Here is a 15,738-nt window from a genome sequence, read left to right on the forward strand (position 1 = left end):
TAGGGCCGGTTTGGTCGAAAGGCGTAGGCGGTGAGGCGTAGGCCTATCTCAGGAAGCCGCTGCCGAGCGGGTCGCTCATTTCCTGAATGAGCGTCGCCACAGCTTTCAGATGCGCGCGTCCCGTGATGCGGGTCGTAGCAGCCACGGCACCACCGGCGCCGTGGGTCGTGGTGATGAGCTCGCCCGAGAGATGGCCGCCGAACAGGCTGACCGCCTCGAGGCGCGCACCCGGCGCGACCGCTCCCGTCGCGGCGCGGAGCGCAAGCAGGCAGGACAGGCCGGCGACGCCGGGAGACCTGTCGAATTTCTGACGGTCGATGGCGAGGAACTGGCGTACCGCGCCGTTCTCCCCCGCCGCATGGAAGAGCACCGCATCCACGGTCGGCTGCGCCCCGCTGCGGCGCGGCAGCATCTCGTTGAGGGTGCGGCGCAACTCATCGCCCATGAGGAGCAGCCGGTCGATGCTGCCGATGTCGAGGGCGAGCCCTGCGGCGGTGGCATCGACCAGCGCGTAGCAGTCGCCGCACATGGCGATGGCGACGTCGACCGAGCGCCCGGCCACGTGCACATGGTGCCGGACCTCGGCGATGATGGCCGGGGGCATGTCGAGGGCGATGGCATCGGGCCCGTTTTCGCCCCCCACCTGCACGCTGAGAATGCCGTTGGGCACCTCGATGGTGAAACGGGGGCGGTTGGCGAGCCGGCCCAGCGCGCGCAGCGCCGCCGTGTAGCCCATGATGGCGTGGCCACACAGGCCCGGATAGCCGTAGGAGGAAATGAAGAAGGCACCGAAATCCGCGGCATTGGACGCCACCGGCACCAGACCGAAGGCGCCCGAGTGGCCGCGCGGCTCGTGCAGCAGCAGCGGGCGAAGGCTGTCATAGCGCGCGATGAACTGGTGCATCTTGCCGGCGACGCTGTCGGCGTCGAGCCCTTCCAGCGGCTCGATCAAAATATGGGTCGGATGGCCTTCCGTATGGGTCTCGATGACGCGGAAGGTGCGCGCTCCCTGGGGCAGCTCGAGGCTGAACGCGCCCTCGCCGATACCCTCGCCAATTCCGGCGCCGAGGCCGAGGCGACGGTCGGCCTTCTCGAAACTCATGGAGGAGAGACGGTCGCTGTCGGTGTTGATCCACAGCACCTTGGCGGGCACGCCGCCCGTGTTGCGCCAGCGATGAGCGATGCGGCTGTTGAAATAGGCGCCGTCGCCCGGATTCAGCACCTCGGCGTCGCGATCGGCCAGCGCGATCTCCAGCGAGCCCTCCAGCACATAGATGAGTTCCTCGCCCTCATGGGCGTAAAAGCCGTCACTCTCGCGGTCGGGGTCGATGGTCCACACCTCGGCATCCATAAGCCGCTGCGAGACAGTGAGCTGCTCGATGGTGACGCCCGGCCCGAAGGAGCCGACGATGCGCCCTTGCCCGCGCCGCACCACCGGAAAGTCGCGCCCGCTGGTGCCGCCGAGCAGTTCCGCCAGCGAGCGGCCGAAAACCTCGGCGATGGCGTTGAGCCGCGCCGGGGAAAGGAAGGCGACGCCGCGCTCGAACATGCTCAGATGCGAGGAGGCGATGAGCGTACGGTCGGAGAGCTCGCGCAGCGACATGCCGGCTTCCTGCCGCAGGCTGCGCACCCGGGCGCCGAGGTGGTTGAACGTCACGACCGGCGGCGCATCACCGTCCGGCGCCGCTGCACCCTCTTCTTCGCTGTCGAGCAGCCGGCGGATGGCGGAGAGACTCTGGCCGTCCACCCGTCGCATCCGGTCGATGCGGCGGATGCGCTCGATGTCGGCCTCACCATAGGAGCGATGGCCACCCGCCGACTTGTTGGAGGTGAGCAGCCCCTGATTTTCCCACGAGCGAAGGGTCGACACCGCCACGCCCGTGACCTTGGCGACATGGCCGATCGAGAAGGGGAACCGAGAGGCGGCGAGCGGCGACATGTGATCTACATACCGAATATAGAAACTGCGAACATGCGCAGACGGTATGTCGATTTATTGAACGAGTCAATCAAATGAATGCGGCCGAGCGCACCGCGCGCCGGGCCGCATTCAGGGGATGACGGGTAATGTCAGGCTGCCGCCGGAGCTGGAGGCTCCTCTCCGGTGGCCAGAAGGACGGAGAGGCCTTGCGGCCTCGACCTTGCGCTTAGAGCAGCGACTTGCGCAGCATCATGTGGATGCCCTTATTGCCGTCGACCAGCTGCGTCACCCGCAGGTTTCCGGCCAGCGAACAGAGCATATAGGCCTGGTTGCGCGAGAGATTGGTGCGCTCGCAGATGTGCTTGACCATCTCCCGCGTCGCCTGCTTGGCGGCGTCGTCGAGGTCCTCGTCGAGGCCGATGGAGATGAGATGCGTCGCGCTCTCCGCGAAGGGCCAGTCGAGTTCCATGTCCTTGCGCACGGTGAGGCGGAAGGTGCCGGTGACGCCGGTTTCCAGCGCGGTGATGCACACCTCGCCGTCGCCCTGCACGCCGTGGCCGTCACCGGCGAAGAACAGCGCGCCGTCGTTGAACACCGGCAGATAGAGCGTGGTGCCGGCGCGCAGTTCCTTATTGTCCATGTTGCCGCCGAAGGCGCGCGGCACCGGCGACCCGCAGCGGCCCCAGGCCGGCGGCGGCGCGGTGGCGATGATGCCGAAGAAGGGGTCGAGCGGGATTTCCAGGCCCCACGGCATGACACAGACATTCTTGGCGTGATCGACCACGGGATGGATGGTCTCGTAATCGGTGAACTCGGCCGGCAGCGTCCCCAGCAGCGGCAGGATCGACACGAAGCCCCAGTCCTGGCGCACCTTCACGTCGAGAATGTCGACCTGCAGCACGTCGCCGGGCTTGGCGTCCTTCACATAGACCGGCCCGGTGATGAAGTGCGGTCCCGCGCCCTGTGGCATCGTATCGAGCGCGAGCTTGTAATCCTCGGGCACCGGAAGATGGTCCGGCAGCGTTTCCTTGCCGCCGGCGGGGAAGGAATGCAGCGTGACCACGTCTCCCGACGCCACTTCGAGGACGGGCGGGGTCGAGCTGTCGAGATATCCCCAGACCATGTTTTCCGGCGTGGCGGGGATTTCAAAGCGGCGCGACATGGGAGCTCCTGATGCGTTGCGCGACAAGCGGGTTCAGACGGCGATGAAGCGGGTCAGATGTTCCCGGTTCATCGTGGGTGCGCGCCCGGTCTCGACGACCGTGCCGCGTGAAAGGATGACGAAGGCGTCGGCCGTCTCAATGGCGAAATCCAGATATTGCTCGACCAGCAGGATCGAGATGCGCCCCTTGAGCGAGCGCAGCACCTCGCCGATCAGCGCGACGATGTTGGGCTGGATACCCTCGGTCGGCTCGTCGAGGATCAGCAGCTTCGGCTGAGTGACGAGCGCCCGCGCGAGGGCGAGCTGCTGCTGCTGGCCGCCGGAGAGCGCGCCGCCGGAGCGCTTCCACATCTCGCGCAGCACCGGGAAATGGCTGATCGCCTCCTCCATCGCCGCGCTGCCATAGGTGCCATGGGCGCGGGCCGCCGCCTCGATGTTCTCGCCCACCGTCAACTCGGCGAAGATTTCCCGTCCCTGCGGCACATAGGCGAGGCCGGCGCGCGAGCGCCGGTTGGGGGACCAGGCGGTGGCATCCGCGCCGTCGATCATCACCCGCCCGCCGGTCGGAGCGAGCAGGCCCATCAGGCATTTGAGCAGGGTGGACTTGCCCGCGCCATTGCGGCCGAGCACCGCCAGGCATTCGCCCGGCGCGATCTCGAAGCCGACCTGCCGCAGCACTTGCGCCGAGCCGTAATGCTGGTCGAGAGCCTCTACGCGGAACTGCATGTCAGCGCCCCAGATAGACGTCGACGACCGCAGCGTCGGCGCGCACCTTGTCCATCGAGCCCTCGAAGAGGGTGCGGCCCTCATGCAGCACGGTCACGCGGTCGGCGATGCGCTCGACGAAATCCATATCGTGCTCGACGACGATGATGGCACGGTCCCGCCGCACCAGCGCGCGCACCAGCTTGGCGGTGCGTTCGGTCTCCTCGTCGGTGAGGCCGGCGACCGGCTCGTCGAGCATCAGCACGCGCGGATCGGAGGCGATGACCATGCCGATCTCCAGCCACTGCTTCTGGCCATGGCTGAGCTCGCCGGCGAGGCGGCTTGCGTGCTCGGTGAGTTCGACCATCTCCAGCACCTCACCGATCCGGTCCTCGAGCGCGGGTGCGTCGAGACGCGCGCGGAAGCCGACATCGGCACCGATGGCGATATGTTGGCGCACGGTGAGCCCCTCGAACACGCTCGGCTTCTGGAACTTGCGGCGCAGCCCGGCGCGGGCGATGGCGGAATCGCTGGCCTGTGTGAGGTCGAGGGCCCCGTCGAACAGGACGCGCCCCTGCTTCGGCCGGGTAATGCCGGAGATCACGTCGAGCAGGGTCGTCTTGCCGGCGCCGTTGGGGCCGATGACGGCGCGCACTTCGCCATAATCAATGGCGAGCGACAGGTCGTCGATGGCGCGAAAGCTACCGAAGCGGACGGTGATGCCATCGACCAGCAGGGCGGTGAGGCTCATGGGCGCGCCTCCCCGATTTCCTGCGCCATGCGCTTCGGGCCCATCGGCCGCGTCAGCTTCAGTTTGGCAAGGTCCATCAACCCGTTGGGGAAGACCAGCACGACGAGGACGATCAGCCCGGAAAGGATGAACGGCCAGATCTCCGGCGCCGCCGAGGACAGCCAGAACTTCACCGCGTTCACCAGCAGCGCGCCGATGACCGCGCCGACCAGGTGCCCGCGCCCGCCAATGGCCACCCAGACCGCGATCTCCAGCGACAATTCGGGCGAGAGCACGCGCGGGTTGATGATGCCGACCTGCGGCACGTAGAGCATGCCCGCCACCATGGCGATCAGCGCGGAGAGGCACCAGACGATGAGCTTGAGCCGCAGCGTCTCGTAGCCGAGCGTGCGCAGGCGGGTCTCGTCGTCGCGCGTGGCCAGCATCAGCGCGCCGAAGCGGCTGCCGACCAGCCAGCGGCAGAGCACCAGCACCAAAGCGAGGACCGCCAGCGAGGCCACAGCCAGCGCGGTGATCATGCCGCTCGTGCCCATCGGCCAGCCGAACAGGACGGAGAAGCCGGTCATGCCGTTATTGCCGCCGAAGCCGGTGTCGTTGCGGAACATCAGCAGCATGGCGACATAGACCAGCGCCTGGGTGATGATGGCGAAATAGACCCCGCCCACGCGCGAGCGAAACGACACGTAGCCGAAGATGCCGGACACCAGCAGCGTCACGACCACGGCGACGGCGACGGCATAGGGGAAGGCGTCGAAACCCGCCCAGTAGAGGGGAAAGTCCTTCCAGCCCATGAACTGGAGGAAATCCGGCACCGTCCCCGTCGCCACGAAGGCGTGCTTGAGCAGGTACATGGCGATCACATAGCCGCCCAACGCGAAGAACAGCCCGTGGCCGAGCGACAGGATGCCGAGATAGCCCCAGATCAGGTCGAGCGAGATGGCGAGCACGGCGAAGGCGGCAAGCTGGCCGATGGCGTTGGCGAGGTAGCGCGACAGCGCGAACTCGGTTCCCGCCAGCCCCGCCATGGCCAGCGCGACAAGGACGATGAGGCCGATGAGGAGGCCAATGGGTGTCGGGAGGGTAACGCGGCCGGTGCGGATCATTTGCGGCGCCCCTTCACGGCGAACAGTCCATCGGGGCGCCATTGCAGGAAGGCGATGATCATCAAGAGCACGATGACCTTGGCGGCGACGGCGCCCCAGAGCGGCTCGATCAGCACGTTGATCTGGCCGATGCCGAGCGCCGCCAGCACCGTGCCGGCGATGGTGCCGACACCGCCGAGCACCACCACCATGAAGCTGTCGATGATGAAGTTCTGCCCCATCTGCGGGTTCACGCTGTAGATCGGCGACAGAGCGAGGCCGGCGATGCCGGCAAGCCCCGAGCCCATGCCGAAGGCCATCATGTCGACGCGCCGTGTCGGGATGCCGATGCACGCGGCCATGTCGCGGTTCTGAGTGACCGCGCGGATGTTGAGCCCGAGCGGGGTCTTGCGCACGATGGCCCAGGTGAGCGCCAGCGTCACCGCCGCGAAGGCGATGGCAAACATGCGGTTCCAGGTGAAGATGAAGTCGCCGATGACCGGCACCCCGCCCGACACATAGAACGGCGTCTCGAACTGCATGTTCTGGGTGCCGAACACCACGCGCACGAGGTTGACGAGGAACAGGCTCACCGCCCAGGTGGCGAGCAGGCTCATCAGCGGGCGCTTGTAGAGATGGCGCAGCAGCAGCGCCTCGAGCGCGATGCCGATGGCGGCGGTGACGAGGAAGGCGACCGGAATGGCGAGGACGAGATACCAGTCGAGCAGCGCCGGCGCGGCCACCCGCAGCCCCTGCTGCACCAGCCAGGTGACATAGGCGCCGATCATGATCAGCTCGCCCTGGGCGAGGTTGATGACGCCCATCAGCCCGAAGATGATGGCGAGGCCGATGGCCGCCATGAACAGGATCGAGGCGAAGCTCAGCCCGTTATAGAGCGTGGCCAGAATATCGCCGAGGGCGATGCCACGCGCGATGCGCGCGCTCGCCGCGTCCACCGCGGCGCGGAACTCCGGGTTCGCGGCATAGGCCGGGTCGCTCTCCAGCGCCGCGATACGGGTCAGCGCGCGCCGGCTCGGATTTTCCGCCACCCGGCCGATGGCGCGGATGCGGGCGGCAGGGTCCGAGGCGTTCAGCGCGGCGGTCTGGGCGAGGGTGTCGATCTGTTCCTTGAGCCCGGCATCGCTTTCCGCCGCGGCGGCGGTGTCGAGCAGCCCCTCGGGTATTTGCGCCGGGCGGCGCTCCAGCGTCTTCAGCGCGGCCGCGCGCTGGGCGACGTCGGGCGCGCTGCGCAGGGCGAAGGCGGCATCGGCCAGTTCGAAGACCGGTCGGTTCTTGAGGCTGAGCAGCGGCGAGCGGGGCGTGCCGGCCACCGCGCGGGGCGTGCGGGTCACCGCATCGCGGCCACCCTCGTCGAGCACGGCGCCGGCATCGTCGCAGCCGAGCTTGCGGTCGATGACGGCGCGGGCGAGCGGCGCGGCGAAGGCCCGGTCTTCCGCGCTGCCGGAGGCGGCGGTCGCGATCAGCGCCGTGCCGGCCCGGCCCATCGCGGCCGCGTCCCCGCACAGTTCCTGCACGAGACCCGCGCGGTCGAGCGTCTGCGCCCCGGCCGCGGGGGCGAGGAGCGGGCCGCCGGCCACGAGGCCGACGAGGAGAAGAGCAAAACGCGCCAGCTTCATCGGGAACTCAAGGCGGCGCATGGCGGTGGAAGGCCATGCGCGGCGAGTGAACGGGGGTAGGCGGTCGTGGCCAGGAGGACCGTCATGCCCGGGCTTGACCCGGGCATCCACGTCTTGCGGCAAAGAGAAGTCGTGGATCCCCGGGCCAAGCCCGGGGATGACGTCATGGGGCGCGGCCCTCAGCCATAGGGGCTGAACGGCACCGGCTTCGGCGTGTCCTTGGACTGCCAGAGGATGTCGAAGCCCTGCTTGTCGTTGACCGAGCCGATGAACACGCCGCGGGCGACGTAGTTGTTCTCGCCGGTCATCGAGATCTTGTAGCCCGACGGGCAGTCGAAGGTGAGGCCGGCGAAGGCCTTGGAGACTTCCGGCACGTCGAAGGAGCCCGCCTTCGCCGCCGCCATCGCCCACAGATGCACGGAATCATAGGCCGAGACCATCGGGTCGATGGACACGGTGCCGCTGAAGGGCACGTTCTTGGCCTTCACATAGGCCGCCCAGTTCTTCAGGAAGGCCTCGTTAGCCGGGCCCTTGGCGTTCTGCAGATAGGCCCAGCAATTGAGGTGGCCGACCAGCTTGGCGGTGTCGAGGCCCTCAAGGTCGGCCTCCACCATGTCGAGGCCCAGCACCGGAATGTCGGTGGCAAGGATGCCCTGATTGGCGAATTCGCGCATGAAGTCCGGGATCGAGTTGCCGACCACGGTGAGGATCACCACCGGCTGGCCGCCGCCTTGGTCCGCAAAGGCGCGGATCTGGTTGACCAGGGTCTGGAAGTTGGAGAAGCCGAAGGGAACGTATTCCTCCTTCCACGCGGTCTCCGGGATGCCCTTGGATTTGAAGTAGCCCTTGAGCTGCTTGTTGATGGTGCGCGGCCACACATAGTCCGAGCCGAGCATGAAGAAGCGCTTGGCGGAGACGCCTTCCTCGCCCATCAGGTAGTCGACGGCCGGCAGCACCGAGCTCGCCGGCGGCGAGTTCACATAGACGACGTTCTTGGAATTCTCGTCGCCCTCGAAATGCAGGGGGTAGTAGAGCAGCCCGTTCTCCTGCTCGACGACCGGCAGCACGGTCTTGCGCGACACCGAGGTCCAGCAGCCGAACAGAGCGGAGACCTTCTCCTGCTGCAGCATCTGCTTGGCGCTCTGGGCGTAGAGCGGCCAGTCGGAAGCGGGGTCGGAGACCAGCACGTCGATGGTGCGTCCGTTGACGCCGCCCTTCGCGTTGATCTCGTCGGCGGCCATCTTCACCACATAGTTCAGCCGGCCTTCGAGATTGGCCATCGTGCCGGAGGAGGAGAAGAGGCAGCCGAGCTTGACCGGGCCGGACTGCGCCTGCGCGCTGCGCAGATAGGCCGGCATGGCGAGGGGGGAGGCCAGCCCGGCGGCGGCGACGCCGCCCGCCTGCAGAAAGGAACGCCGCGTGAACTTGACCATGGACGACACCTCAGGGGGTTCGGAAGATGAGCCGAATTCTGTCGGGGTCCGCTCCGCGCGCAACTTCATATAATGTTCAGCCCTGCCCAATGCCGCGGCAAAGCCGTGAGGGCCGAACGGATTCTGGCACGATTGCCAGAACCCGCCGCATGGGGGATCGGGTAGGCCGGTAAGCCGCGCCGGGTGAAACGCCGCCTTCGCCAGCAAAGAAGGCCCGAGGCCTTCGACGCCTGGAGCCAACTGCTGTTCAAATCGGACGTTTATCCCTGAGAGGGATGGTCTATAGTACTGCCCATATTAAGCGCATGCTCAGGAGATGTGCGGCTGCCGGTCGCCGTGCGTCATCGCCTCTCGGGAGCGCCCAGCCAATGGGAAGGAACCGGACCGCCATCTGATCCGTCAACGCTAGCTGAGGACCGATCCGTGCGACATTCACAGTTCACCGACACTGAGATTCTCCACCTCGTCCGCGAAGCCGATGCCGGAGTTCCGGTCGATGAGATCTGCCGGACGGCCGGGGTTTCGCTGCGCACCTTCTACCGCTGGCGCCGGCGCTTTGGCGGGTTGAGCGTGCCCGCCGTCGAACGCATGAAGGAGCTGCAGGCGGAAAACCTGCGGCTGCGCCTGCTGGTCAGTAATTTGTCCGAGCGCCTGCACGACGCGCCCTCCTCGGATGGCCGGTCCTCACCGGTCTTGAGCGATCCGGTCCGGCTTCCTCCCGGCCGCGCCTCCGTGCTGGCCGCCGAACGCTGCGGCGGCGCCGTGGTGGGTCGCTTCGCCTCGGTACGCGGCACACGGTGAGAGAGCGCGCGGTCGCGGACGCCTTGCGCGATGTTGCGCGCAACGTTCTGAGCAGCCGGGCGGGCGAGGAGCACCATCCGGCGCGCCGCATAAGAAAAAGGGCCGGCGGGAAGGTGTTCCCGGCCGGCCCTGAGCATGCTGAAAAGTAAAACCGCGCCGATTACTGGCGGTATTGCTGGATGCGGGTGGTGCGCAGGCCGGCGAGGCCATGGCGGTCGATCGAGGCCTGCCAGGACAGGAACTCCTCGGTCGTCAGAGTGTAGCGCTTGCAGGCCTCCTCAAGGCTGAGAAGACCGCCGCGCACGGCGGCAACGACCTCCGCCTTGCGGCGGATAACCCACCGCCGGGTGTTGGGCGGGGGTAGATCGGCAATGGTTAACGGACTTCCGTCCGGCCCGATTACATATTTCACCCTCGGGCGGTAGGGCTCGGTCATGTTACGCTCACTCAATACACGCGATCAATGAGAGTAGGTTACCTGCCGAGGCTTAAATATTTCCCTAAGCGAATCACGCTCTGGTGAAGTCGCGACACGTAGGAGCTTGTTAATAGTTGCGCAGGACTTTGTTTACCTTTGCCGCCCCAACGGAAGAGGTATTCCGAGGCCGACCGGGCCTTGTCGCACGACAAGGGTTCATAGAAGCGCCACGGTGCCCTATATAACGGGGGTCAACGCCTTCCCGTCTCCGCTCCTGTCCTCGCACACGGTCCGCGCCCGCCGCATGATCCGCCTCGACGACGCTTCAAGCTTCCCCGGCCGCTCCCCCGCCGAGACCCGCGTGGTCGTGGCCATGTCCGGCGGCGTGGATTCCTCCGTGGTCGCCGCGCTGTATGCGCAGGCGGGCTACGATGTGCTGGGCGTGACGCTGCAGCTCTATGACCATGGCGAGGCGATGCACCACCGGCCGGGCGCCTGCTGCGCGGGCCAGGACATCTATGATGCGCGCACCGTGGCCGAGCGGCTGGGCATTCCCCATTACGTGCTCGATTATGAGAGCCGCTTCCGCCACGCGGTGATCGAGCGCTTCGCCGATGCCTATGCGGCCGGCGAGACGCCGATCCCCTGCGTCGACTGCAATCGCACGGTGAAGTTCCGCGACCTCTTGGAGACCGCGCGCGACCTCGGCGCCGACATTCTCGCCACCGGCCATTACGTGACCAGCCGCCCGCTGCCCAATGGCCGGCGCGCGCTGTTCCGCCCGCTCGACGAGAGCCGCGACCAGAGCTATTTTCTCTATGCCACCACCCAGGCGCAGATCGACATGCTGCGCTTCCCGCTCGGCGAGACCAGCAAGCCGGAAGTGCGCGCGCTGGCCGAGAGCTTCGGCCTCAAGGTGGCGGACAAGCCGGACAGCCAGGACATCTGCTTCGTGCCGAACGGGCACTACACCGCGATAGTCGAGAAACTGCGGCCCGAGGCGGCCGAGCCGGGCGACATCGTGCATCTCGACGGGCGGGTGCTGGGCCGTCATGCCGGCGTGATGCGTTACACGATCGGCCAGCGCAAGGGCCTCGGCATCGCCGCCGCCGAACCGCTTTATGTGGTCGGCATCGATGCGCGCGCCCGGCGCGTGCTGGTCGGGCCGCGTGAGGCGCTGGGCGTCACCGTCATCCGCGTCGATGAGGTGAACTGGATCGGCGATGAAACGTTGGAAGAGGCGGCGGGGGCCGGGCGCGAAGTCTATGTGAAGGTGCGCTCGGCGCGCGCGCCGGTGCCCGGCCATCTCGCCCGCGCGGCCGATGGTGGCATCGACGTGCATCTGGCCATGGCCGAGGAGGGCGTCGCGCCCGGCCAGGCCTGCGTCTTCTACGAGGATGGCGCGGCGGCCTCACGCCTCTTGGGCGGCGGCGTCATTCGACGGGCGCGGGAGACCTTCACGGCGGTGACACGCGACATTGAGATGGTGTCGCGTACCGCGTGAGTCGCAGTTTTCAAGGCAGGCCGCGCAGCGGCCGGGTAACAGGGCAGGGGACACGCATGACGCCGACCGATCTCGATCGCGCCACCGTTGAGGAAGCCTATGCCCGCTGGGCGCCGGTTTATGACGTGGTGTTCGGCGCGGTGTTCGAGCCCGGCCGCAAGGTGGCGATGAAGGCGGCGGAACGGATCGGCGGGCGCATCCTCGACTTCGGCGTCGGCACCGGCTTCGCGCTGCCCGCCTATAAGCGCAGCAACCGCATCGTCGGCATCGATATCTCCGAGCCCATGCTGCAGAAGGCCCGCGAGAAGGTGGAGAAGGAAAACCTCTCCCATGTCGAGGGCCTGTGCCTGATGGACGGCGCGCATATGGGCTTTGCCGATGCGAGCTTCGACGTGGTGATCGCGCAGTTCGTCATCACCGTTGTGCCGCACCCGGAGGAGACGCTGGACGAAATGGCCCGCGTGCTGAAGCCCGGCGGCGAGATCATCCTGGTCAACCATCTCGGCGCCGAGGACGGCCCGCGCGCCGTGTTCGAACGCTGGTTCGCCCGCAAGGCCCGCAAGCTCGGCTGGCGCCCGGAATTCCAGTTCCGCCGCCTGCGCAACTGGGCGCTGGCCAATGGCACCGTTGACCTCCCCATCCCCCGCGACGTCGCGCTCGGCATGTACACCATGGTGCGCTTCCGCAAGCGCACGGCAGCCGAGATCGCCGCGGCGGGCGCCGATGAGCCGGAACTGGTGGCGCTGGCGGGGGTGACGGCGGCCTCGGCCGGAAACCTCAAAACACCACGCTCGTCCGCAGCCCGATCACCGTCGCGTTGCGCAGGGGTTCGGTCGGGGCGGTGCTGTCCGGCTGGGGGACGTTGCCGCCGGGGTGGATGATGTACTGCATGAAGGGCTGCACGCTGAGCCAGGGCGTCACCGCCGCCTGATAGGTGACTTCCAGCACCGCCTCATAATCCATTACCGGGGCTGCCGCGCCCGGCCTCCTCACAGCCAGCCCATATCCGGTCCCACCGGCACGATGCCGGTCGGGTTGATGGTGGCGTGGCTCTCGTAATAGTGCCGCTTGATGTGGGTGAAATCGACCGTGCCGGCGACGCCGTCGCGGTGGTAGAGCGCGCGCACGAAGCGTTTCAGGTTGGGGTAATCGACGATCCGGCGGATGTTGCACTTGAAATGGCCGACATAGACCGGGTCGAAGCGGATCAGCGTGGTGAAGAGGCGGATATCGGCCTCGGTCAGCACCTCGCCCATCAGCCAGGACTGGCCCTCCAGCCGCGCATTCAGCTCGTCCAGCAGGACGAACAGGGCGGCGACGGCTTCCTCATAGGCGTCCTGCGCGGTGGCGAAGCCGGCCTTGTAGACGCCGTTATTCACCGCGTCATAGATGCGGGCGTTGAGCGCGTCGATCGCCTCGGCGAGCGCGGCCGGGTAGTAATCGTGCCGGTCGTCCGTGAAGGCGTCGAAGGCACTGTTGAGCATGCGGATGATCTCCGCCGACTCGTTGCTGACGATGGTGCCGCGCATGCGGTCCCACAGCACGGGCACGGTGACGCGGCCGGAAAAGGCGGGGTCGGCGGCGCGGTAGACCTCATAGAGCCGCTGCGCGCCGAGCACGGAATCCGTCGTCGCGGCCGGCGTGCGGCGCGCGGCATGGTCGGCGAAGACCCAGCCCTCATGCCCCATATGGGGATCGACCACGCTGACGGAGATGACGCTTTCCAGCTTCTTCAGCGCGCGCAGGATGAGGGTGCGGTGCGCCCAGGGGCAGGCGAGCGAGACATAAAGGTGGTAGCGCCCGGCCTCCGCCGGAAAGCCGCCCTCGCCGGATGGGCCGGGGGCGCCGTCCGGCGTCACCCAGTTGCGGAAGCGCGTGGTGGTGCGCACGAAGCGCCCGCCGGTGCTCGAGGTATCGTACCATTTGTCGACCCATTGGCCGTCGACCAGCAGTCCCATCGCGTCCTCCCTGTTAGGCTCAACGTAGCGCGCGGGACAGCCGGTGACAGGCAAAAGCGTGTGCGTTGGCGCGGGGGCGCCTTTGCAGGCCTGCCTCAGCAGCTCTGCCTCAGCCGGGCGGCAGGCGCTTGTAATAGATCAGGGTGCCGGTGAGGCCGCCATGGGGCTTCAGCGCATAGTCGGGGATCTCGCCGGAGAACACGAATCCTTGCTTCTCATAGAGCCCGGCCGCGCCTTCCTCGCTCGCGGTGTCCAGAACCAGCAGGCTGCGCCCGGCGGCGATGGCGTGGCGCTCGGCCTCGCTCAGCAGCGCGCGGGCAAGGCCCCGGCCGCGATGGGCGCGGGCGGTCATCATCTTGGCGATCTCGGCGCGGTGCGGCTGGTTCTCCGGCAGGCCGAGCACGAGGGTCACGGTGGCGGCGAGTTCGCCTTCGACGAAGGCGCCGAGGATGATGAGCTCGCCCTTTGCTGCCCGCTCCAGCCCCGCCTGCCAGAAGGCCAGCGCGCGGGCGGGATCGAGCGGGTGCATGAAGCTGACGGAGCCGCCGGAGGCGACGGTCTCGACCAGCAGTCCGGCAAGGGCGGGCGCGTCGGCGGTGGCGAGCGGGCGGATGAACGGGGCAGGGGGTGGGGAACGGGTCGGCATCGGTCAGGTCTCGGGCAGGCTCACAGGCGGGTCAGGGTGACGATGTAACGGCAGGGGGCGCCGCTCTCATTGGCGAAGGTGACGTCCGCCGGCGGGCCGAAGCCGAGGCAGTCGCCGGCACCCAGCACATGGCGGTCGCTCCCCTCGGTGAGGGTGAGCGTGCCCGCGCGCACCTGCAGGATCTGGCGGATATGGCCATAGGAGGCGGCCGGCAGCGTGACGCGCGCGCCGGGAGGCAGCTCGACCTCGACCATCTCGACGGGATGATCCGGCCGGGCGAAGATCTGCCGGCGCGTATAGCCGGTCTCGGGATCGCGCCAGAGCGGCTGATCGGCGGCCCGCGACAGTCGCTCGCCGCCCTCCGCCCGCAGCAGAAGACCCGCGAGGGTAAGATCGAAGGCGGCGGCGAGGCGCACCAGCGTCGCGGCGGTGGGGCTCATTTCCTCGCGCTCGATCTTGCTGATCGTGGCTTTCCCGACGCCGGAACGGGCGGCAAGATCGGCCAGCGACCAGCCTCGCGTCTCGCGTTCGAGGCGCAGGCGACGGGCAAGGCGGCGGGTGGTGTCGTCCATTAAAAGAGACATAAATCTCTTATAATAGACAGGCAAGCTCTCGGCAACGGGCCTCCGACGCCCCGTTCTCCCCTTCACCCCACGCCATGCCGCTTCACCTTGCGTTCCCCCTGTGCTATCCGGGCGCCCTTCATGGGGATGGACATGTTCCGGTTGCCGGCCCAGCGACGACGAGACGAGCGGACCCGCCGCGCCTTTGCGCGCGCGTTCCCGTTTGCCTGCGCCCGCCCGCGGCCGTGATGCACGTCTCGTGATCAACGCCTGCCGCGCTCGGGCGAGCCTGCCGACCCTTGAGCGCCGAGTGGCCCCATGACCGATCTGTCCGTTTCGCTGTTTCCCGAAAATCCCGCCGACGATGCCGCCATTGACCGGCTGGTCGCACGCACCTTCGGCCCTGGCCGTTTCGCGCGCACGGCCTATCGGCTGCGCGAGGGAAACCCGCATCGGCGCGATCTCTCTTTCACCGCCTATATCGGCACCATGCTGGTCGGCTCGGTGCGGCTGACGCCGATCACCATCGGGACGACGCCGGCGCTGCTGCTCGGCCCGCTCACCGTCGAGCCGCCCTTCCGCTCGCACGGCATCGGCCGGCGGCTGGTGGAGAGGGCGCTGGAGGTCGCGCGCGGGCAGGCAGCCGGCGAGGGCGCGGCGCGCCTCGTGCTGCTGGTCGGCGATGAGCCCTATTACGGGCGGATGGGCTTCAAGCGCGTGCCGCGCGGTCAGGTGAGCCTGCCGGGCCCGGTCGATCCGGCGCGCGTGCTGGTGTGCCCGCTCGATGCGACGCCGATGGAGGCGGTGCGCGGGGCGGTGCGCAAGGGATTTTCGCCGGTGGCGCGCGCCTCGGCGTGAACAGGTGGCCGGTCAACCGGCCCATGTTGAGGGAGAGCGGGGATGGATGAGGCACGCCGGGCGGTCGCCGCCATGCATGTGGACGATCTGAAGACCATCCTTGGCCGCATGGCGCCGGGGATGCAGCTCACCGTCCCCGATGAGTGGCTGGAGCGCCGCATTGACGGCACCCGCGCCAGCCGCGCTGCGCTCATCAGCGACATCGCCCGGCAATATTGCTGCATCCTGCGCCCGAACATCGCCTCGCAGACCTTCGAGAAGCAGGAAGTGCCCTATACGGGGTGAGGCGGGGCAATGCC

General features: G+C 67.8%; 16 protein-coding genes and 1 pseudogene. 5 read left to right on the forward strand and 12 right to left on the reverse strand.

The window, feature by feature from the left end; genetic code table 11:
* Window positions 1-43: 43 nt before the first annotated feature.
* The 7 genes from OU996_RS11320 to OU996_RS11350 form a co-directional block, all read right to left on the reverse strand.
* Window positions 44-1,939, reverse strand: a complete 1,896-nt coding sequence (locus OU996_RS11320; RefSeq protein WP_267581706.1) for a proline racemase family protein — start codon at window positions 1,937-1,939, stop codon at window positions 44-46.
* 208 nt (window positions 1,940-2,147) lie between these two features.
* Window positions 2,148-3,083 carry an acetamidase/formamidase family protein gene (locus tag OU996_RS11325; protein ID WP_267581707.1) on the reverse strand — a complete coding sequence of 312 codons (936 nt, stop codon included), beginning with the start codon at window positions 3,081-3,083 and terminating at the stop codon, window positions 2,148-2,150.
* Window positions 3,084-3,116: 33 nt separating this feature from the next.
* The gene (gene urtE, locus OU996_RS11330; protein ID WP_267581708.1) at window positions 3,117-3,809 is read right to left on the reverse strand and encodes an urea ABC transporter ATP-binding subunit UrtE; all 693 of its coding nucleotides are present in this window, start codon (window positions 3,807-3,809) and stop codon (window positions 3,117-3,119) included.
* 1 nt (window position 3,810) lies between these two features.
* Window positions 3,811-4,539 (reverse strand): urea ABC transporter ATP-binding protein UrtD, encoded by a 729-nt coding sequence (gene urtD, locus OU996_RS11335; RefSeq protein WP_267581709.1) that lies wholly within the window; start codon window positions 4,537-4,539, stop codon window positions 3,811-3,813.
* Window positions 4,536-5,642 carry an urea ABC transporter permease subunit UrtC gene (urtC, locus tag OU996_RS11340; RefSeq protein ID WP_267581710.1) on the reverse strand — a complete coding sequence of 369 codons (1,107 nt, stop codon included), beginning with the start codon at window positions 5,640-5,642 and terminating at the stop codon, window positions 4,536-4,538. Before urtC ends, urtD begins: the two co-directional genes overlap by 4 nt.
* On the reverse strand, window positions 5,639-7,258 hold the full coding sequence (urtB, locus tag OU996_RS11345) for an urea ABC transporter permease subunit UrtB (RefSeq protein ID WP_267581711.1): 1,620 nt from the start codon (window positions 7,256-7,258) through the stop codon (window positions 5,639-5,641). Before urtB ends, urtC begins: the two co-directional genes overlap by 4 nt.
* 179 nt (window positions 7,259-7,437) lie before the next feature.
* On the reverse strand, window positions 7,438-8,691 hold the full coding sequence (locus OU996_RS11350) for an urea ABC transporter substrate-binding protein (RefSeq protein WP_267581712.1): 1,254 nt from the start codon (window positions 8,689-8,691) through the stop codon (window positions 7,438-7,440).
* Window positions 8,692-9,114: 423 nt separating this feature from the next.
* On the opposite strand from OU996_RS11350, the gene OU996_RS11355 reads away from it, so the two are divergent.
* Window positions 9,115-9,492, forward strand: coding sequence for a transposase (locus tag OU996_RS11355; RefSeq protein WP_267581713.1), 378 nt, complete (start codon window positions 9,115-9,117; stop codon window positions 9,490-9,492).
* Between the two features lie 160 nt (window positions 9,493-9,652).
* Here the strand turns inward: OU996_RS11355 and OU996_RS11360 are convergent, their stop codons facing one another.
* The gene (locus OU996_RS11360) at window positions 9,653-9,928 is read right to left on the reverse strand and encodes a DUF1153 domain-containing protein (protein WP_144342224.1); all 276 of its coding nucleotides are present in this window, start codon (window positions 9,926-9,928) and stop codon (window positions 9,653-9,655) included.
* A gap of 286 nt (window positions 9,929-10,214) precedes the next feature.
* Here OU996_RS11360 and mnmA point away from each other — a divergent pair, with 286 nt between their 5' ends.
* Together mnmA and OU996_RS11370 are read left to right on the forward strand one after the other, a co-directional pair.
* Window positions 10,215-11,414, forward strand: a complete 1,200-nt coding sequence (gene mnmA, locus OU996_RS11365) for a tRNA 2-thiouridine(34) synthase MnmA (RefSeq protein WP_267585686.1) — start codon at window positions 10,215-10,217, stop codon at window positions 11,412-11,414.
* 56 nt (window positions 11,415-11,470) lie between these two features.
* Window positions 11,471-12,103, forward strand: a pseudogene (locus tag OU996_RS11370) (class I SAM-dependent methyltransferase); the annotation flags it as partial.
* 88 nt (window positions 12,104-12,191) lie between these two features.
* On the opposite strand, the gene OU996_RS11375 reads toward OU996_RS11370, so the two are convergent.
* The 4 genes from OU996_RS11375 to OU996_RS11390 all read right to left on the reverse strand — a co-directional run bounded on the left by OU996_RS11375 (window position 12,192) and on the right by OU996_RS11390 (window position 14,602).
* Window positions 12,192-12,377, reverse strand: a complete 186-nt coding sequence (locus OU996_RS11375) for a carbohydrate porin (protein ID WP_267585687.1) — start codon at window positions 12,375-12,377, stop codon at window positions 12,192-12,194.
* Between the two features lie 26 nt (window positions 12,378-12,403).
* Window positions 12,404-13,372: a glutathione S-transferase family protein gene (locus OU996_RS11380; RefSeq protein WP_267581714.1), complete on the reverse strand. Its 969-nt coding sequence runs from the start codon at window positions 13,370-13,372 to the stop codon at window positions 12,404-12,406.
* A gap of 109 nt (window positions 13,373-13,481) precedes the next feature.
* On the reverse strand, window positions 13,482-14,018 hold the full coding sequence (locus tag OU996_RS11385) for a GNAT family N-acetyltransferase (RefSeq protein ID WP_267581715.1): 537 nt from the start codon (window positions 14,016-14,018) through the stop codon (window positions 13,482-13,484).
* A gap of 20 nt (window positions 14,019-14,038) precedes the next feature.
* On the reverse strand, window positions 14,039-14,602 hold the full coding sequence (locus tag OU996_RS11390; RefSeq protein ID WP_267581716.1) for a helix-turn-helix domain-containing protein: 564 nt from the start codon (window positions 14,600-14,602) through the stop codon (window positions 14,039-14,041).
* Between the two features lie 297 nt (window positions 14,603-14,899).
* Between OU996_RS11390 and OU996_RS11395 the strand changes: the two genes are divergently transcribed.
* Together OU996_RS11395 and OU996_RS11400 are read left to right on the forward strand one after the other, a co-directional pair.
* Complete coding sequence (locus OU996_RS11395) at window positions 14,900-15,439, forward strand: GNAT family N-acetyltransferase (RefSeq protein WP_267581717.1); 540 nt, start codon at window positions 14,900-14,902, stop codon at window positions 15,437-15,439.
* 42 nt (window positions 15,440-15,481) lie between these two features.
* Window positions 15,482-15,724: a hypothetical protein gene (locus OU996_RS11400; protein ID WP_267581718.1), complete on the forward strand. Its 243-nt coding sequence runs from the start codon at window positions 15,482-15,484 to the stop codon at window positions 15,722-15,724.
* The last annotated feature ends 14 nt before the right edge of the window (window positions 15,725-15,738 follow it).

The sequence above is a fragment of the Ancylobacter sp. SL191 genome (genome assembly GCF_026625645.1).
GTDB lineage: Bacteria > Pseudomonadota > Alphaproteobacteria > Rhizobiales > Xanthobacteraceae > Ancylobacter.